This is a genomic window from Acinetobacter sp. YH16044, assembly GCF_013417145.1.
Lineage (GTDB): Bacteria > Pseudomonadota > Gammaproteobacteria > Pseudomonadales > Moraxellaceae > Acinetobacter > Acinetobacter amyesii.
In genome coordinates this window covers 229,901-247,886 of sequence record NZ_VPEK01000001.1, presented here as the reverse complement: position 1 = coordinate 247,886, position 17,986 = coordinate 229,901, and the positions used below count along the sequence as shown (strand labels likewise).

16 protein-coding genes are annotated in these 17,986 nt (G+C 37.7%); 5 read left to right on the top strand and 11 right to left on the bottom strand.

Annotated features, from left to right (window positions below; translation table 11 throughout):
• Nucleotides 1-11: 11 nt before the first annotated feature.
• Nucleotides 12-722, bottom strand: a complete 711-nt coding sequence (gene tsaA / locus FTV38_RS01090; RefSeq protein ID WP_180020823.1) for a tRNA (N6-threonylcarbamoyladenosine(37)-N6)-methyltransferase TrmO — start codon at nt 720-722, stop codon at nt 12-14.
• Nucleotides 723-828: 106 nt separating this feature from the next.
• Between tsaA and FTV38_RS01085 the strand changes: the two genes are divergently transcribed.
• Nucleotides 829-1,608, top strand: a complete 780-nt coding sequence (locus FTV38_RS01085) for a ferredoxin--NADP reductase (RefSeq protein WP_078189109.1) — start codon at nt 829-831, stop codon at nt 1,606-1,608.
• 73 nt (nt 1,609-1,681) lie between these two features.
• Here FTV38_RS01085 and FTV38_RS01080 read toward each other — a convergent pair whose 3' ends face one another.
• The 8 genes from FTV38_RS01080 to FTV38_RS01045 form a co-directional block, all read right to left on the bottom strand.
• Nucleotides 1,682-2,035 (bottom strand): hypothetical protein, encoded by a 354-nt coding sequence (locus FTV38_RS01080; RefSeq protein WP_373685140.1) that lies wholly within the window; start codon nt 2,033-2,035, stop codon nt 1,682-1,684.
• 552 nt (nt 2,036-2,587) lie between these two features.
• Nucleotides 2,588-3,349 carry a hypothetical protein gene (locus FTV38_RS01075; protein WP_180020821.1) on the bottom strand — a complete coding sequence of 254 codons (762 nt, stop codon included), beginning with the start codon at nt 3,347-3,349 and terminating at the stop codon, nt 2,588-2,590.
• 213 nt (nt 3,350-3,562) lie between these two features.
• Complete coding sequence (locus FTV38_RS01070; protein WP_257220770.1) at nt 3,563-4,375, bottom strand: PoNi-like cognate immunity protein; 813 nt, start codon at nt 4,373-4,375, stop codon at nt 3,563-3,565.
• 39 nt (nt 4,376-4,414) lie between these two features.
• Complete coding sequence (locus FTV38_RS01065; RefSeq protein ID WP_180020819.1) at nt 4,415-5,401, bottom strand: PoNe immunity protein domain-containing protein; 987 nt, start codon at nt 5,399-5,401, stop codon at nt 4,415-4,417.
• Nucleotides 5,402-5,430: 29 nt separating this feature from the next.
• Nucleotides 5,431-6,780 carry a hypothetical protein gene (locus FTV38_RS01060; RefSeq protein WP_180020817.1) on the bottom strand — a complete coding sequence of 450 codons (1,350 nt, stop codon included), beginning with the start codon at nt 6,778-6,780 and terminating at the stop codon, nt 5,431-5,433.
• 12 nt (nt 6,781-6,792) lie between these two features.
• A complete protein-coding gene (locus FTV38_RS01055; protein WP_180020815.1) occupies nt 6,793-9,645 on the bottom strand; it encodes a type VI secretion system Vgr family protein in 2,853 nt (950 codons plus the stop codon).
• A gap of 690 nt (nt 9,646-10,335) precedes the next feature.
• Complete coding sequence (locus FTV38_RS01050; protein ID WP_180020813.1) at nt 10,336-10,899, bottom strand: TetR/AcrR family transcriptional regulator; 564 nt, start codon at nt 10,897-10,899, stop codon at nt 10,336-10,338.
• A 302-nt stretch (nt 10,900-11,201) separates the two neighbouring features.
• Nucleotides 11,202-11,837 (bottom strand): cation transporter, encoded by a 636-nt coding sequence (locus FTV38_RS01045; RefSeq protein ID WP_180020811.1) that lies wholly within the window; start codon nt 11,835-11,837, stop codon nt 11,202-11,204.
• Between the two features lie 76 nt (nt 11,838-11,913).
• Between FTV38_RS01045 and FTV38_RS01040 the strand changes: the two genes are divergently transcribed.
• The 3 genes from FTV38_RS01040 (at nt 11,914) to FTV38_RS01030 (ending at nt 14,069) form a co-directional block, all read left to right on the top strand.
• The gene (locus FTV38_RS01040; RefSeq protein ID WP_168379319.1) at nt 11,914-12,330 is read left to right on the top strand and encodes a Cd(II)/Pb(II)-responsive transcriptional regulator; all 417 of its coding nucleotides are present in this window, start codon (nt 11,914-11,916) and stop codon (nt 12,328-12,330) included.
• 80 nt (nt 12,331-12,410) lie between these two features.
• On the top strand, nt 12,411-13,805 hold the full coding sequence (gene yegQ / locus FTV38_RS01035) for a tRNA 5-hydroxyuridine modification protein YegQ (protein ID WP_180010889.1): 1,395 nt from the start codon (nt 12,411-12,413) through the stop codon (nt 13,803-13,805).
• 9 nt (nt 13,806-13,814) lie between these two features.
• The gene (locus FTV38_RS01030; RefSeq protein ID WP_168379317.1) at nt 13,815-14,069 is read left to right on the top strand and encodes a YfhL family 4Fe-4S dicluster ferredoxin; all 255 of its coding nucleotides are present in this window, start codon (nt 13,815-13,817) and stop codon (nt 14,067-14,069) included.
• Between the two features lie 286 nt (nt 14,070-14,355).
• On the opposite strand, the gene ahpF is transcribed toward FTV38_RS01030, so the two are convergent.
• Complete coding sequence (gene ahpF, locus FTV38_RS01025) at nt 14,356-15,921, bottom strand: alkyl hydroperoxide reductase subunit F (protein ID WP_180020809.1); 1,566 nt, start codon at nt 15,919-15,921, stop codon at nt 14,356-14,358.
• 433 nt (nt 15,922-16,354) lie between these two features.
• On the opposite strand from ahpF, the gene FTV38_RS01020 reads away from it, so the two are divergent.
• Nucleotides 16,355-16,816: a DsbA family protein gene (locus tag FTV38_RS01020; protein WP_257228618.1), complete on the top strand. Its 462-nt coding sequence runs from the start codon at nt 16,355-16,357 to the stop codon at nt 16,814-16,816.
• A 232-nt stretch (nt 16,817-17,048) separates the two neighbouring features.
• On the opposite strand, the gene FTV38_RS01015 is transcribed toward FTV38_RS01020, so the two are convergent.
• The gene (locus FTV38_RS01015; RefSeq protein WP_180020935.1) at nt 17,049-17,969 is read right to left on the bottom strand and encodes a hypothetical protein; all 921 of its coding nucleotides are present in this window, start codon (nt 17,967-17,969) and stop codon (nt 17,049-17,051) included.
• Between the last annotated feature and the right edge of the window lie 17 nt (nt 17,970-17,986).

Below are 17,986 nucleotides of genomic sequence, written 5' to 3'. Positions count from 1 at the left end.
AAGCTCCTTTTTTATTGAGATATATCAATAATCAGAATTTGTAGATCACAGACCTGAAATTTTACATTCAATCCACCAAATAACATGCCATACACACGTTCATCATCATGCTGATAAGCAGGACGTGGATCTAAACTCAATACTTGTTCCAGTTCTGCTGTTAATTGTTCGGTTAAATTGCCATTATTCAAAAATACCTGTTTTTGTTGCTCAGCGTGCTCTGACCAAATCACAGATTTTCTTTCTGGCTCATCCTGCGCATAACCGCTTTGCGCATCCATAACTGCATCTGAATATTGAATATAGGGTTTGATATCTAAAATTGGTGTTCCATCCAACAAATCACTACCGACCACATAGACACATACCGATTTTCCGACTTTTTTCACTCCTTTGAGCTGCACAACCGACAAGCCCATAGGTGACGGTCGGTACATACTTCGTGTCGCAAATACCCCGATTTTTTGATTACCACCTAAACGCGGAGGACGAACTTGCGGACGAAATTTTGTCGAATCTGCATTTTTATTTTCATGAAACTGCCAAATCAGCCAAAGATGACTAAAATCATCAATCCCTTCGAAAGCCAATAAATCGTTATAAGGTTCTAGCATTTCAATATAAGATTCGACTTGCACCAAATTCGGCTGACGTGGAATACCAAATTTTTCTCGGTAGGGAGATTTCATATACCCGATAATTGGCATTTTAAGCTCAGACATAATCACTTTTTCTGATAAGTTCAATTAAATATATTCAGTTTATCGAGAATGATTTTAGATTAGAATAGTAAGCTGTTCTAATTTGATAATTTTATTGAGACCTTTAATGGCTGCTTTTAACGTCGAAAAGATTACTCACGTCCACCATTGGAATGACACTTTATTCTCTTTTAAAACCACTCGCGATACTGCGTTACGTTTTAAAAACGGTCAATTTGTGATGATCGGCCTTGAAGTAAATGGTAAGCCTTTAATGCGCGCTTATTCTATTGCAAGCGCAAACTATGAAGAAGAATTAGAGTTTTTCTCTATTAAAGTTCCAGATGGTCCTTTAACGTCTATTTTACAAAAAGTAAAAGTTGGCGATGAAATTTTAGTATCTAAAAAACCTACAGGTACGTTGGTTCTAGATGACTTAAACCCTGGTAAAAACTTATACCTACTTTCTTCAGGTACAGGTCTTGCACCGTTCCTTTCTGTAATTCGTGACCCTGAAACTTACGAACGTTTTGAAAAAATCATCGTTGTACATGGTACACGTTTCATTTCGGAATTGGCTTATCAAGATTTAATCTTAGATGAAATTCCTAACCACGAATTCTTTGGTGAATTAGGCGCGAAAGAAAAATTGGTTTACTATCCTACGGTAACTCGTGAAGAATTCCATACTCAAGGCCGTGTAACTACTGCCATTGAATCTGGTCAACTTTTCGAAAAAATTGGGCTTCCACGTTTCAACCCTGAAACTGACCGCGCAATGCTTTGCGGTTCACCTGCATTCCTAGACGACGTTGCTGCACTACTTGACCAGCACGGTCTGAAAGAATCTCCTAAGATGGGCGTTCTAGGCGACTACGTGATTGAACGTGCATTCGTTGAAAAATAATTAGCTGAAAATTAAAAAGCGCATGTCATCATGCGCTTTTTTTTTATCTATATGCCACTAATGACTGATACAGCTATTTTTCTTCTTTTACCTTCAATTCATCAATAATTTTTGCTCTCCACTCTAAACCTTTCTCAGTAGCATCAGGTAATTCATTCGATAAATTAATTTCCACACTGTCATCTGGATATATATGTACAGCTAAATATTTTTTATCTTTTAAATTTTCATTCGTCAATGTGGGGACATTGGTTGCAATATGCTTTTTAGAGCTATTACCTTCTCCCCATTTAATATATTGAGTTCCTGTTATCACTGCTGATCTTTTCGTTCCACTACCTAGCCCTCCACCTAACTCTTCTCCATTTAATTCAACAATATAAGGAATATATCTTGCATCATAACCATAAGATGTTGTGGTCAACACATAAGTTTTTGTTGAATTAGTATTACACCCTATTAAAATTATTGCTGAAAGTATGATAAGTATTAAATTCGTTTTTAAAAATTCATCATTATCCTTTAAAAAATATGGGGTTTTAATTTATTTAATTAAAAATAATAATCAAAGAAAATTTAAAATATTATCTATTAGAAACGAAGAACCAAAAGGAAACTCTATCCTATTTATCACCATCAAGCTGCCAGTACACATACCCATCCATTCCAACATACCTCGAATGGCATCTACTTATTCAGTCAGATACCAAATCGTTAGACCCCAAGGGTTATCTTTAATCTCAGGCATAACATCACCCTGTTTAAAATAACGTTTTTCCATGTTATTCGCAGGACTATACCATTCACCTATTTTAGGGCAAATTTGTCCTACTTCGCTTCTTAGCGTTTTTGCACATGGGTTACTTATATCATTTTGGAAGGTACAAATTCTCGGGAAAATTTAACCAAATCTTTTGGATAAATCATATGTGTTATTTCGCTATCATTTATCAACACACATCAGACAACACAAATCATTTCAGCTTCGATCGGTAAACTTGCCCCCTTCATTTGCGACTCTTTCAATCAAGTACCAATCTGTTTTCTCATAATATGTTTCATAAGTTTCTGGATCTATTGTAGTGGGAATTACACTACCAAAACCTCTATCATCTTCATTACTATGAGCCATAAATTCTATTCGGTTCGGCACAAATTCGGAAATATATAAACCTTTTATCGCAACTTTTTCATTCGATTTTACTTTAATACTTTGATTTATACGATAAATGGGATATGACACAGGAATATTAATTTTTGAAATATCAAATATTTCATCAACAATACTTTCTTGATTCCAATACGTTGGATAGGTATTTTCAATAATGAATGCCTCGGCCTTAGCCTTTGTATAAAAATCCCAACATTCTTTCACATTTTCATGAGGTAGTTCATCCATCCATTTTTTTGAAAACTCACTCATACCTTTGTCATTCGATCGAATCTCTGATGCGCAATCTAAATATGTTAGATCGCCTTCTTTTATTCTTATATAAGCAAAATCTAAAGTATCCATGGTTTTTCTTAAAAGCGGTAAAACCGTCCCTCCCCAATTGATGTCAACTTGCTCTGGCATTGGAAAATCCAGATAATTACAGGGTAGATTTCTCATACAAACGGCAAACAGCAATTCCAAACGATCTAAAAAAGATTGATAGTTATTTCTCATGCTATAAAAAAATTCTTTAGAACTAAAATGTTCTAATAAATATAAAAATTTAGGATCGATTTTAAAATTCATATTCAGCCTAAAATTAATGCCCCGAAGGGCATATTTTATTTATTCTTCACCATTAAAATACCAGTACACTTCACCCCAATCTGCCTTAGAAAGTGTTGGTAACATTTCACCTCTTAACACATGAACGCGTGAATCCACTTGTGCAGGGGTTGTCCAATAGCCCGTTTTTGGGGATTTTTCGCCAGCTTTGACTTTTAATACAGTTAGTTTGTCTTATGTTACTTCAGATTGAGTATTATTTTTACGAGCCCATGCAACTATATCTTTAGGATAAAACAAATGTTTATGTAAAGAACTGTCATCCAAATCTAGTAAATAAACAAGAGCTGCTGCTTCAAAAGCCCAATAACCAACATATGAATAATTATCTAAATTTAAATGACTATTGTACCAAAGTGTATTTTTATGCATTTGATACCACTCAGCCAAATATTCATCCAACAGTTCAATCGCATGATTTTTGTTATTTTTAATTATTACATTATCAATCACATCGCATAATATTGAAAAATTATAACTATATATCCCATCTCTTTCAGTATCTGGATGATTAGAATCCGTTAGTTTTAAAAACTTATTAATCACTTCATCTTCACTAAAAGTTCCTCCATCCTCGCCATTGATTAATTGTTTAATTGTAGATAATAAATTATTTTTATTTAGCAATACTGCTAAGCTAATTGTAGTTAATGCAATAAAACCACCTTCACCACCAATAACAACTGGCTTTTTACTTGCTTTAAAAACTCCTAATGCTTCTGCTTGTTTTTCATAACCTTCTATTACTTTTTCAAATAATGGAGATATTTCTTCTATTGGCTTTCCTGCAGTATAATGAAGATATAATAAAGAATGATAGATCCATGTAATAGATTGCCATCTTGAAGCTTCTCCACAATTATATTGATCATCTTCAAATGCATCACTTTCTAAATATAAGGGTATTCCTTCTTCATTGTATTTTTTAGTCTTTAAATAATACTCTTCAGTTAAAAAAATCTGTCTTTTATATTTATCGAAATTCATATTAATCCTAAAATTAATGCCCCGAAGGGCATGTTTTATTTATTCCTCACCATTAAAATACCAGTACACTTCACCCCAATCTGTTTCAGAAAGTGTTGGTAACATTTCACCTCTTAACACATGAACGCGTGAATCTTCTTGTGCAGGGGTTGTCCAATAGCCCGTTTTTGGGGATTTTTCGCCAGCTTTGACTTTTATTACAGTTAGATTCTCTTGGGTTACTTCAGATTGAGTATTATTTTTACGAGCCCATGCAACTATATCTTTAGGATAAAACAAGTGCTTATGTAAGGAACTATCATCTAAGTCTAGTAAATAAACCAAAGCAGCTGCTTCAAAAGACCAATAACCACAATATTTTAGTTCTTCTGCAGGCTCTAAATGACTATTAAACCAAAGTGCATTTTTATTCATTTGATACCAATCAGCTAAGTATTCATCTAAATATTTAACAGCAGTTTCTTTATTATTTTTAACTAGCACATTATCAATCACATCACATAATTTTGAATAACCTAATGCAAATAAATTTCCTTCGTTAAATGTTGGATGTGAAGGATCATTAAGTTTAAAAAATTTATTAATAATTTCATCTTCACACGTATGACTTTCACCCTCACCATTGACTAATGAATGTATACGATCAAATAAATCATTTCGATTTAATAAAAAAGCCAGACCAAGTATATTTAACGTTTCATTTTGAGTTGGAATGACAGAAGGTTTTTTTGACTTATGGAAGATAGCTAAGGCTTCAGATTGTTTTTCAAAACCTTCTATAACTTTTTCAAATAAGGGGATAACTTCCCCTATAGATTTTCCTGCTGTGTATACAAGGTAAAGTAGAAAAGAATAATCATGTGTTATAAGCGTCCAACGCCTATCTTCACCACAATTGTATTGATCATCTTCAAACGTATCACTTTCTTTCCAAAAATCAACGTCTTCTATATAAAAATCATAGGCACTTTTATAATAGTCTTCAGTTAGAAATTGTTGTCTACGTCGTTCTGTAAAATCTAACATTGTTGATTCCTCATTTTAATCATCTAATTTTATTTCGTATAACCATTTTTGGTATTTGCTCGAGTAACTCGATTGTTCAGAGCCTCATCAATTTTAGCTGCACCCCAAAAATTTGATGGTGTATGTTCATTTAGATGCTTTGTATGATCAATAGGTTGCTGATCTTGAATAGAAACGGCTAACGTATTTAAATGCTCCACAGTTTCAGGATGAGCATAATTAAAATAAAGTAAATGACGGCTGTAACTAGGTAGAACTTGTCTTTTTTCTACAATAGATAAGCGTGCTTCAACCCATTTTTCACTCATTTGCTGATTACTCAAATACTTCTGCTTTGGCACAAGTTTCTTTTCAGAACGTTTATCTTTTTTGGCATCAGTCCTTTCTTTATGTCGATCTCTTGTATCTTGTTGCTTATCTAAATCATTCAATAAAGAACCTGGTCCTGTTCCCTTCCCCATACTTAAACTTGCTTTGGCCTCAATCACGGCATAGGTCTTGGTATTCATTATACCAAGATCTTTTTTATCAGACTTCCAAATCGCATCAATTCCTTGATCATGAATTCCTACATGCAGTTTAGTCATTGTGCGTTGTAGTTTTTCATTGGGTTTACTGCCTGAATCATGGGAAACCTTGATTCCTAATTTATTAGCAACCCAATAATCAGCCATATGTTCACCTACACCTCCAACTTCTAAATTAGATAAAACTTTTGAAATATCGGTCTTTGACAGTGTACGGCCTTTAGTGCCTTTGCCATCTCCATTTTGCCCTGTTTTTCCATTGTAAGTCGTACCATGAGCGGAACTATTTTGATGACCATTTCCATTACTGTTTTGTCTTCGATCAGCAGAAGTCTTTGGTACTTTGGATTTCCAATGCAAGACTTTTCTTGCCAACAATTGTATTAGTGATGATATTGAGTTCTCTAAGAAATTAAACGTAAGCTCTATACTTTGATTAACCCAATACTTTGCCCATCTACTATCAATATTATTATTCGAAGCATTAATAGAAGCCTGCTTACCACTTCGAATTAATTCCCTTATTTTCTTATCACTGATTACTTCTGCCAACCATTTTTCAGGATCTCCATGAATTTTACAGTGCGTCATAATAAAACGAATTAATTCAAACAAAATTTCTGGCTTTCTATTGACTATTCTTAGACCTGCTTTGACTCCATCTCCAGGTCCAGGAATAAACCCAATAATACACAACGCAACTTCGAAGTAATGATCATCTGATTTTTCTTGATATAGGTTATAGGATGCTCTAGCTAGATCAGCCACATCAAGTGCAATACCTGCCGGTGAAAAACCTATAGCTATAGCCTGAGTAATTGTTGCGACATCATCTTTATTTAAATCAACCATATAAAAACCTATTTAGTCTTCTAAATCCCAATCTTTTAATAATTCTTCAAGCTCGATCTCATCTTGAGCAGTAAAAGTTTCTAATGCATTATCTTCCAGAACTTCAATTTCAACTTCGCGTTGATCTTCTCCATACCAGACTGTATAAGATTCATTGAGGGGAATATTAGGAATTTTTGCGAAGCCTTTATCATCCAAATGACCTTTAAACTCTTGACCACTTTCAAAAATTACAAGATAAGGTGCATTTTTCATAGGTTCCAAATCAGGCCAATGATAATTCAGCTCTAAAAAGTTCTTTAGATCCCCTAATGCGGGTAAACTGTAATTAACTTGTTGTCCGCCCACAAACTTATGCTGCCCCGCCTTTACCTCAAATTTCGCTGCAGTTGTTGGAAATATTCCTGCACTGGTAATTTTAAGTTGTGATCCACCAGCGGTAAGAATAATTTCCTTTGGACTTTTTATATCAACATTTTCTTCCGTTGAAATAATTTGAATACCCTTTCGTGCAATCAAATCAACCCCATCTCCTTGGGCTTGGATTTCAACTTTGCCTTTGCCTGCATAAGCTCGTAATCCCTCTTGTGCTGCAAATAGACTGATCTTGCTTTGTGCATGGGCAATCAAGGATTTTTGACTGCTGAGATTGATGCTATCGCCTGCACTTTGGCTGATCTGTCCATCGGCTGAAAGATGAATATCTTCCTGACTACTCACAGCAATTGAGTTTGGTGCAGATAAAATCATTAAGGCTTGTTTAAAGGCATCAGCTTTTTCTTTACTGCCTTTTTCAATTTGTCCAAGGAAGTTTTTCAGGTTATCTAAGACTTCAAGTGGGTCAGTTTGCTGTTTTTTCGCCACTTCACTTAAGGCTTTGCTGCTGTTTAAGTTGGCTTCGATTTGTTCTTTCGCCGCTTGTGCATCGAGGTGCATTGCTGCTGCTTGTTGTTGTGGGTGTGTGCTGACAAGGAGCCCTTGTCCTGCACGCACTGCGCCCCATTGGTCGGTTCTCAGTTCAAAGCCTTCGCCTCTTCCCTCACTTTCTGCGGTTTCTTTGGGATGACTGAGGTTCCCTAGGTTGAGCTGGGTGGCACCATGGGTACTTTGTAATTGTGTTGAGATTTGTCCTGTGGTGTCATCAAAGCGCAGTTGTCCAAAGCCTTCACCTTGGACTTCCTTACTTTTTATTCCAGCCAGTTTTTTGGTGTCTGGCAGTTTGCCTTTACCATCAAATTGGGTCGGACTGCGCTGTGCCTCATGTATACGCCCCACCACAAATGGTCGGTCGATATTGCCGTCAAAGAAATCGATGACCACGATTTCATTAATGCGCGGTAAGAATCGTGCTCCATAACCTTCACCTGCCCATGGAGTCAGTACATCTACCCATGCAGAGTCCGTGTCATTGTCATTGCTGCCTGCACCGCCATCATGGCTGTGGTCATCTCCACGGGTAAATAAGAAGCGGACTTTGATTCGTCCCCATTCATCGACATGTATTTCCTCACCGCTTGGTCCAACGACTTTAGCACGTTGCGGATGGGTGCTTGGACGGTGTTCGAGTGGGTTATATTCAGGAACAGTCGCAATATTGCGGCGTTGTAATGTGAGCTGATTGGCCTGACGCTCGGCCTGTTCATGGATGGGTTTAATGTTCCACTGACTTTGTTCAATCAGTTGATTGACTTGTTCAGTAAGGTCTTTGGGTAAGTTATTTTGGTTATAGAATTTCTTTTCTGTGATTAAAAATTGTTTGTCTGCACCACTGTGTTGATCGATTTCAGGGTGTTCATTCAGTTCAAACCAATAACCCACTTGTGTATCACGCACGGTCGATTGTGCATTGAATTTTTTAGATTGCAGCTCATGAAAGCGTGTTAGATTTTGATTCAGTTTTTCAATCTGACTATTGGATGAGGCGGTGGCTTGGTCTTCACCTTTTAAGTCTTGCATCCATGCAGGGCTGATATGCCATGCTTGTTCCAAACTTAAGCTGGCATTGTCTTGGCTTTGGCTATGCTGATGTTTGCTTTGAACTGAGCCTGCGCCTTCTTCTTGGCTGAGTCCATCAGCTTGCCAGCGCTGTACGTGTACCGCAGTCGGCTGAATGCTACGTTCACCAATCAAGCTGGTGATGCTGTCTTGTTTTTCAGTGGCGCTAGAGCGATGAAAGCGGATACTACGACGGCTGAGTGCTTGATATTGGCTATTGTCATCAATCAGGCGGAGTTTTTGTTTTTCAATTTGGGCTGAGGAATGCGGCACTTTCAACTGTGCTTCATCGATGAGCCAGTTAATGCCTTCACTGCGCCAAAGTCGCGTTAAAAAGTCATAATCGCTTTCATTCGACTGCATGATGAAAGGTCGTACATCATAGTTCTGACTTAAACCGCTTAGATCTAGCGTTAGACTGGCAGCAAAGAGCGGACTTTTGCTTTGCCATTCTTTAAAGAGAGTTTCACTGACATCGCGCACCGATTTGTTCATAAACACACGACTGTTGCGGCGTTTATGCCATAGCGACGTTGCGTCTTCTAGAGTGAGTTTATATAGGGTGAGTGAACCGTCACTCTGCCCTTGGGTGGCTTCGGTAATAATACCCGTGGTACGGAAGAGTTCGCCCTGATCGGTCACTTGATCAACGGCGACTTGTGCGCCAATAAATTGTTTTAATGGAATAAGTGCATTCGTAGATAGGCAAATCAAAGTCGCTTGCACGCCTTGGTTTAAGACATGCTCCCCATCAATACGTTGAATAAAAAGCTCGTCATTCAACGCAGGGTTGGAAAATTGCACATGAATGGCACGTTTTTGGGCGGATAGACCCAATTGTTCTAATACAGCAAATATTTTGCCTAACATAATAAAAATTCTAAATTGTAATCATGGAAATAATTTTGCTGCTAGTTTAGTCAAATTCATCAATAAACTTAATGCTTAAAACCATAGAAGATGTTTCGTTATGTAAAATCCACGATTCAAAAATTCACTTAAAACTAAAAAGCTGAGAACCCACTCACTAAATACTTCTTGCATATAAAATATTCACCAAATGGTCTTAGACCATGCACTTGCATCCAACAAGCAACGTCATTCACACAAGTGTAAAAATAGTTTATCGTCTAATTAGCACCGAGCTTAGTGATTAATTTTTTAATATTATCTTTAAAAATAGTAGATTAATTTAAACTCAAGTCAGATTAAAAAACACACAACCCTTTCTTTCCTGTCTTGTAATTCACCTAAGATCCCCTATAATTCAAAAAAAACAGACAAGTCTGTCTATTTTGCTGCAAAAACCGAATGAATTTAGCATTCAGAGGGTAAAAATATAAATGAGAGAAAACGTATAAAACGTTCGAAAATCAAATCATTGACTTAAGCTAACAAAGTGAATGATTTGAACGCACAATTGTCAGCAAAGCGCGATTACCCCAAATAATCGCGCTTTTTATTTTCTTAGAATCTTAAGTCATGTGAAAAAAATTGATGGTTAATCAATACAAATAAGTCGTCGCTAGATTTAAAACCTAGATGCCTACAAACAAATTTTTAAGCAGCCAATTCCAAACGAATTAAGGTTTCAACTCGCTTCCAATACTCTGCTAAATGCACTTGGTTGGGGTCAATTTGGGCTTGGATGGTCATGCCATCCAAAATACTACTCAGAAATGCAGCGAGTTGTTCAGTTTGCTGAATGCCCAGATTTTGTAAGGCAGTACTTAATTTTGATTTGAGCCACTCTTTATAGTCAATCGCAGGTTGCAATGAAGACGGATAAACTTTAGATATTTCTTCTACTGCTTTTTGAAACATACAACCATTGAAATCTGCAGTATGAAACCAAGCATCGTACCAAGCAAAAATGGTTTTAATATGTGAAAGATGGTCTTCTGGATCACATTCTGCAATAGCAGCTTCAAGTGATTCCTGTAAATTAAGATTTCGAATCACGAGACATTCTTCAATTAATTTGGCTTTAGAGGGGAAATATTTATAAAACGTCATTTTAGCAACGCCCGATTCCCCAATAATTCGATCTATACCAATCGAGTTATAGCTATAAGAATTGAAGAGTTGGAGCGCAACGTTAATGATGTCTTGCTTTTTCGACATTTAATTTACCTGATGCACCAATGGAGCCTAAACATAAAGCTTTTAAGGTAGAAAACCTAATTTTTAAACATGATTTTCGCGCGCTATTGTAAAGCATAACTTAATGGGAGTCTGTAGATAAAACCTGAGCACCCCATTAAATACAGTCTGATTTCAGATGATTTATCGAATTAGCAGTCAGGAAAATTTCGTATAAAACTGACGGCTATTTTAATTTCAACTAGCGATTTAACGACTATTCATCTGCGTTAAAAACATGGATAAAATGAATGCCATTAACGGTGGATTTAAGAGTAAGTATTTTAAGAGCAATGGGTACTCAGAATATCTTTTTGCTTACGCTCTTGCAGTGCTTTTCGAATCACCTGATAACCACCCGTTAAACCTAAGATCGCCATGATTGCGGCCACGATCAAATCTGGCCATAGACTGCCTGTACCAAACACCCCGACTGCAGCCAAGATCACTGCGACATTACCAATCGCATCATTACGGCTACATAGCCAAACGGATTGCATATTGGAGTCACCTTCACGGAAGGCATATAAGACGTATGCACAGATGACATTAGCGACTAAAGCTAAGATACCAATTATACCCATGGTGATCGGTTCAGGAGCGATCCCATTGGCATAAGCATAGAGCACTTTGGCAATCACAACGATCCCAAACGCTGTCATGACAAAACCTTTCACCAAGGCGACTGTTGCACGCCAATATAAACTGGCGCCAAGCACGGCTAATGAAACCCCATAATTTACAGCATCACCAAAGAAATCCAGCGAGTCCGCCCAAAGCGCAGAAGAATGTGCATAAGCCCCACCAATCACCTCCACCAAAAACATCATGGCGTTAATGATTAAGGCAATCCAAAGTGCGATACGAAATTTACTGTTGGGTTTGTTTGGTGCTGGCTCATGACTACATGTACATGCCATAAATGTGCTCCAATTTTAAAATCAATGGATTTGTATTACTCTTATTCAAAACTATGGACTCACTCCAAGGTCAAGCATGAACGTACAAAAACATTATTTGATTAAAGAATTGTCCACCAAATCTGGGGTAAGCATTGACAGTATTCGCTTTTATGAAAAGAAAAAACTGCTGAAACCTAGCTTCCGCGCAGACAACAATTATCGCTATTATGATGAAGAAATGTACAAACGTTTGGTTTTTATTAAGCGCTGTCGAAACCTCGATATTTCTCTCACCGAGATTCAAACCCTGCTTGAACTTGAGCAATCACCTACACAAAGCTGTCATGCCGTGAATGAATTAATTGACAATCACATTCGTCAAGTTTCTGAAAAAATTAAAGAATTAGAAAATTTTAAAATACAGTTAAGTAAGCTCCGTGCCAGTTGTAATGAAACCAGCCAAATCAATGATTGCCAAATTTTAAAACATTTGGAAAACGGAATATCTTGAAAACCCAACTAAAATACTTGGTTGAATCCTTTTTTTAGATCACTACAATAAAGCCATAAATTTTTTATGCCTTTATTGACATGACGATTCAACACGTAACCGAACTCCTCTCACCTGCTGGCTCATTGAAAAATATGCGCTACGCTTTTGCTTACGGCGCAGATGCCGTGTATGCAGGTCAGCCGCGATATAGCTTACGTGTACGCAACAATGCTTTCGACCATGACAATTTAAAAATTGGCATTGAAGAAGCTCATGCCTTAGGTAAAAAGTTTTATGTGGTGGTAAACATCCAACCGCATAACTCAAAACTGAAAAATTTCATCCGTGACCTTGAACCTGTGGTTGCCATGAATCCTGATGCACTGATCATGTCTGACCCTGGTCTGATCATGATGGTGCGTGAACATTTTCCAGAAGTGTCCATTCATTTGTCTGTACAAGCCAATGCGGTGAACTGGGCAACGGTTAAATTTTGGAAAAATATGGGACTGACACGTGTCATTCTGTCACGTGAATTATCAATCGAAGAAATTGAAGAAATTAAACACAATGTACCTGATATGGAAATTGAAGTTTTCGTACATGGTGCATTATGTATGGCTTACTCCGGTCGTTGCTTACTTTCTGGCTATATGAATAAACGTGATGCAAACCAAGGTGCATGTACCAATGCATGCCGATGGGATTATAAAATTCACGATGCAGTTGAAGATGAAACTGGTGATGTTATTCCAGTCACACAAATTAAAGAATCATCATGCTGCAATAATAAAAATGCCGATGAGCAACACGCCCTAGAACAACACCAATTCGGCGAGCCGGTTTTATTACAACGCAATGAAGAAGACATGTTTGCTGCCGAAGAAGATGAACATGGCACTTATTTCATGAACTCAAAAGACTTGCGTGCTGTACAGCATGTAGACCGTTTAACCAAAATGGGCATTCATTCTTTAAAAATTGAAGGCCGTACCAAGTCTTACTTCTACTGTGCGCGTACCGCTCAAATTTATCGTAAAGCCATCGATGATGCCCTTTCTGGTAAACCATTTGACCCAGCTCTCATGTCACAACTTGAAGGTCTTGCGAACCGTGGTTATACCGAAGGTTTTTTACGCCGCCATGTTCATAGTGAATATCAAAACTATGAAACCGGCTCTTCACGTTTTGATCATCAACAGTTTGTAGGTGAAGTCTTAGAACGCAATGGTGACTCTCTTAAAATCGAAGTGAAAAACCGTTTTGTTGTAGGTGATTCTTTAGAACTGATGACCACTTCAGGCAACATCACCTTCGTTTTAACTGAAATGAAAGATAAAAAAGGTAATCTAATTGACGATGCCAAAGGTTCAGGTCATATCGTGGATATTCCTGTACCTGCCGATGTGGATATGCGATACGCCTTACTGATTCGTAACTTACCCAATTCGACAGTGGATATTTCGGCTTCAACTTTAGCTTATCAGGCTTGAGTTTACTTTATGGCTTTGTTGATTACAGACAAATGCATCAATTGTGACATGTGTCTACCTGAATGTCCCAATGATGCCATTTATGAAGGCTCAAAGATTTATGAAATCGATGTCGCACGTTGTACTGAATGCGTCGGTTTCTATGCGCACCAAACTTGTGTTTCAGTTTGTCCGATTGAGTGCATTGTGCCTCATCCTGAATACATGGAGACAGATGAGCAGTTAATGGAGAAGTTTAAAGGTTTGAATTTATTTAAATCTTAAATTCGTGATGTGATTGGTATATTAATTGCATACTCCGCTTTATATTTTATAGAGAAACAACCTTGGGGAAAGTATAAAAATAAGGTTGTAAAACAAAAATAGCTGGGCAACGAATAGGATTCAAAATGTGTGGGGACATTTTTGAATCCTAATTTTGCAGACAAAAAAAGGAACTCCGGTGTTAGCATCCAAAGTTCCTGTAAAACGAGAATATTAAGAAAAATAATATTCAAATGACAACATTCAGCGCGGCCAGCGTGTTTCTCGAAACACACTGGCCTTTCTTTTATTGACCCGAACGGATGATGTAATCAAAAGCAGACAATGAAGCTTTCGCGCCTTCACCTGTTGCAATGATGATTTGTTTGTACGGTACTGTTGTACAGTCACCTGCAGCAAATACACCTTTGACATTGGTTTCGTTACGCTCGTTAATTACGATCTCACCACGGTTTGAAAGTTCAACCGCTGTTTCTTTTAAGAAATCAGTATTTGGTAACAAACCGATTTGTACGAAGATACCTGCCAATTCAATCGTTTTGATTTCATCTGTTGCACGGTCTTTGTAGTTCAGTGCAGTCACTTGTGAACCATCACCAACTACTTCTGTAGACAATGCATTCATGATCACAGTCGTATTCGGCAAGCTGTTTAACTTGTCTTGAAGGACTTGGTCAGCACGAAGCTTGGTATCAAACTCAACAAGCGTTACATGTTCAACAATACCTGCAAGGTCAATCGCCGCTTCTACACCTGAGTTACCACCACCGATCACCGCAACACGTTTACCTTTAAACAATGGACCGTCACAGTGTGGGCAGTATGCAACACCACGTGTACGGTATTCTTGTTCACCCGGAACATTCATCTCTCTCCAGCGTGCACCTGTTGAAAGAATCACTGTTTTAGATTCAAGTTTTGCACCATTCTCTAAAGTCACTTCAACTAGACCATTGGCAGTTTGATCTGCACCTTTGATGTCAGATACACGTTGCAAGTTCATAATGTCCACACCGTACTCACGTACATGTGCTTCCATTTCAGCAGCAAACTTAGGACCTTGAGTCTTTTGAATCGACGTGAAGTTTTCAATGTCCATCGTATCCATGACCTGACCGCCCATGCGTTCAGCCACGATACCTGTTTTAATGCCTTTACGTGCTGCATAGATTGCAGAGGTATTACCCGCAGGGCCACCACCAATCACAAGGACATCAAAGGCATCTTTAGCATTTAGCTTTTCAGCATCTTTTGCGGCAGAGTTGGTGTCTAATTTGGCAATGATTTCTTCCAAGGTCATACGACCTTGACCGATATGGTTGCCGTCTTGGAAGACCATCGGCACAGCCATGATTTTGCGTTCTTCCACTTCTTCTTGGAAGAATGCACCATCAATCATGGTTGCAGTTGTACCCGGGTTATAGATCGCAATTAGGTTCAAGGCTTGAACCACGTCAGGACAGTTATGGCAGCTGAGTGATACGAACACATCAAAGTCAGTTTTAAGACCTAAACCTTTAATGGTATTCAGTACTTCGTCAGAAACTTTCGGTGCATAACCAGAGGTTTGTAACAATGCCAAAATCAAAGAAGTGAATTCGTGGCCCATCGGTAGACCTGCGAAGAATACACGTGGTGTTTCACCTGCTTTTGCAATACCAAAGCTTGGCGCACGGCTGTTGTTACCGTCAAAACGTGCAGTCACTAAATCAGATAAGGCAGCAACTTCAGTTACCAATTCTTTAATTTTGTCTGATTTGTCAGTGCCGTTTAAAGTCGCGACGATTTCAATCGGGCCTTCAAGGCGTTCAAGTAAGGTTTTTAATTGAGCAGAAGTATTTTGATCTAACATTGCTAACGTCTCCAGAGGAGTAAATTTATTTGATGAGAGAATGATAGAACAAACCATTAAATAGGTGAAACGGTTTGTTTTTATAAAATTAATCGATTTTACAAATCAAATGATTAAATTTCTTTCTAAATCATAAATATATATACGTATAATAACATTAAATTGATTTACTTCGTACACATATATCGTGATAAATCCCTCATTTTTTTCTTTTTTATTGAAATTACACCAAGCCTATGCAAGACATACGCACGACCTGATCAATTACAAAATCTTTATAAAGCTTTAAGTTTCATTTCAGCAAGTCGGCTTTAAATCAAAGGAAATATCAGATGATTTGACTGCTTTTGAGTTCCATCAATAAAGCCACAATCAATCCCTTGCATCAATCAGCCATCGATCTACAAGTATAAAATCAACAGTGAGCAGAATAATGAAAATTGAATTTGTCTTTGATATTGTTTATCCCATGAGTTATGTCGCATTTCAAAAGTTAAAACAAAACTGGAATGAACATACAGCAACCCGTGTAGAGCTATTGCCGATTCAACGCGTTCCTGAAATTCCTGAACAAGGCTTAGATGTGCTGCAGTATTTAACCGATAAGTATGGTGCGAGTGCAGCAAAGCGAAAACTCGAAATGACGAAGTTCGCCGCTTATAGCGAAGATGTGATTGTCAATATTGAGTACATGAAACGTATGCCAAACAGTCAACTGGCTCATCAAGCTATATTGGCCTTGGACAATATTCTGGATCAATATGCCCTGACTCAAGCCTTATTCCATGCATTATTTGCACACGGTCAAAATATTGCTGATATTCAGGTTTTAAAAAGCATCATTGAAGGCATTGGTTTAGATGGCTCAAAAGTACTGCGCTCAATTCAACATTAAGATATTGCAGACCGTCAGCATGAAATTACACAATATGTAAAATCAAAGGGACAGCACCCCATTCCTTTTTACCTTGTGGATGGCGAAGTGAATGATCAGACTTTTTCTACACAGGAACTCCGACAACTTTTTCATCGCGCAAGTTAATCTACCTAAGAATAAAAATCCCCATACAATGTGATGGGGATTTTTATTCTGAGCAATGCAGTTATCTAAAAAGAAAATATGCCTGTTAATGAAGTCCCTGCTCAATTCGAATAATCCGTGATTTGAACTGCTGAGAAAGCAGATACAAAATTAAGCTCAAAACCAGCGTGAGTACTATCACGACGATCAACACCCAACGTACAACAACTTCTACTACATTGGCTTGCTGAACTTGTTTTTCCACGCTTTGCGCCATCGGTGTCATGGTTTTATCAAATAGCTGATTTTGCATCGCCCAGAGCTGTTCAGGCTGAAAACCGTATTCACGGAATTTTGCTGGATTTTGTTGCTCGGTATTGATTAAGGATTGCACCAAAGGAATTGCTGTCGCACGATCTACAGGCTTATGCATCAAAGCAGCTTGTGCAAGTAAATAGGCTTGCACGGGTTTTGCCAATTGTGCATCTTCCATTTCGAAAGCCAGCTGGCTTTCCTGAATATTTTTTTCATAATGTACCAATCTTTGATCTGCTGCACGATCATCATGATTAAGGTCATATTGCACATAGGTTAAGCCTGACCAAAGTACAATAAACGATAAAATCCAGCCGACAAATTTCAATACAAAAGATTGGAATCGAATTCTAAAAAATTGAAATTTTTTTAGAAAACCAACCAAGAAAAATGCGCCAATAAATGAAACGATGAGTTTGAGAAATAACCAACCAATAAAGGATAAAAAATTTGAAAAATAGTCGGAGGACTCACCGAGTTGATATGCCAAATCACCTGCACTAACAGGGATATGCAGTTGCTGTACGCTAGAACTTAGGCCAAAAAAGCTATAAACCATATCATGCTGAATAAACAACATCACAGCCGAAACGATCAGTACTGAAACACTGGTTAAGGTCAATAACGTCAAATTGCGTTGACGCTTCTTAATGGTTTGAAGCCCTGTTTTCAGTTGCTGCGGATTTAGCGCATATTCATCAATGGGAGGCAAAGACATACTCCTTCAGA

Coding starts and splice junctions, on each gene's coding strand:
- tsaA (WP_180020823.1), bottom strand. CDS start 722: ATGTCTGAGCTTAAAATGCCAATTATCGGGTATATGAAATCTCCCTAC.
- FTV38_RS01085 (WP_078189109.1), top strand. CDS start 829: ATGGCTGCTTTTAACGTCGAAAAGATTACTCACGTCCACCATTGGAAT.
- FTV38_RS01075 (WP_180020821.1), bottom strand. CDS start 3,349: ATGAATTTTAAAATCGATCCTAAATTTTTATATTTATTAGAACATTTT.
- FTV38_RS01070 (WP_257220770.1), bottom strand. CDS start 4,375: ATGAATTTCGATAAATATAAAAGACAGATTTTTTTAACTGAAGAGTAT.
- FTV38_RS01065 (WP_180020819.1), bottom strand. CDS start 5,401: ATGTTAGATTTTACAGAACGACGTAGACAACAATTTCTAACTGAAGAC.
- FTV38_RS01060 (WP_180020817.1), bottom strand. CDS start 6,780: ATGGTTGATTTAAATAAAGATGATGTCGCAACAATTACTCAGGCTATA.
- FTV38_RS01055 (WP_180020815.1), bottom strand. CDS start 9,645: ATGTTAGGCAAAATATTTGCTGTATTAGAACAATTGGGTCTATCCGCC.
- FTV38_RS01050 (WP_180020813.1), bottom strand. CDS start 10,899: ATGTCGAAAAAGCAAGACATCATTAACGTTGCGCTCCAACTCTTCAAT.
- FTV38_RS01045 (WP_180020811.1), bottom strand. CDS start 11,837: ATGGCATGTACATGTAGTCATGAGCCAGCACCAAACAAACCCAACAGT.
- FTV38_RS01040 (WP_168379319.1), top strand. CDS start 11,914: ATGAACGTACAAAAACATTATTTGATTAAAGAATTGTCCACCAAATCT.
- yegQ (WP_180010889.1), top strand. CDS start 12,411: ATGACGATTCAACACGTAACCGAACTCCTCTCACCTGCTGGCTCATTG.
- FTV38_RS01030 (WP_168379317.1), top strand. CDS start 13,815: ATGGCTTTGTTGATTACAGACAAATGCATCAATTGTGACATGTGTCTA.
- ahpF (WP_180020809.1), bottom strand. CDS start 15,921: ATGTTAGATCAAAATACTTCTGCTCAATTAAAAACCTTACTTGAACGC.
- FTV38_RS01020 (WP_257228618.1), top strand. CDS start 16,355: ATGAAAATTGAATTTGTCTTTGATATTGTTTATCCCATGAGTTATGTC.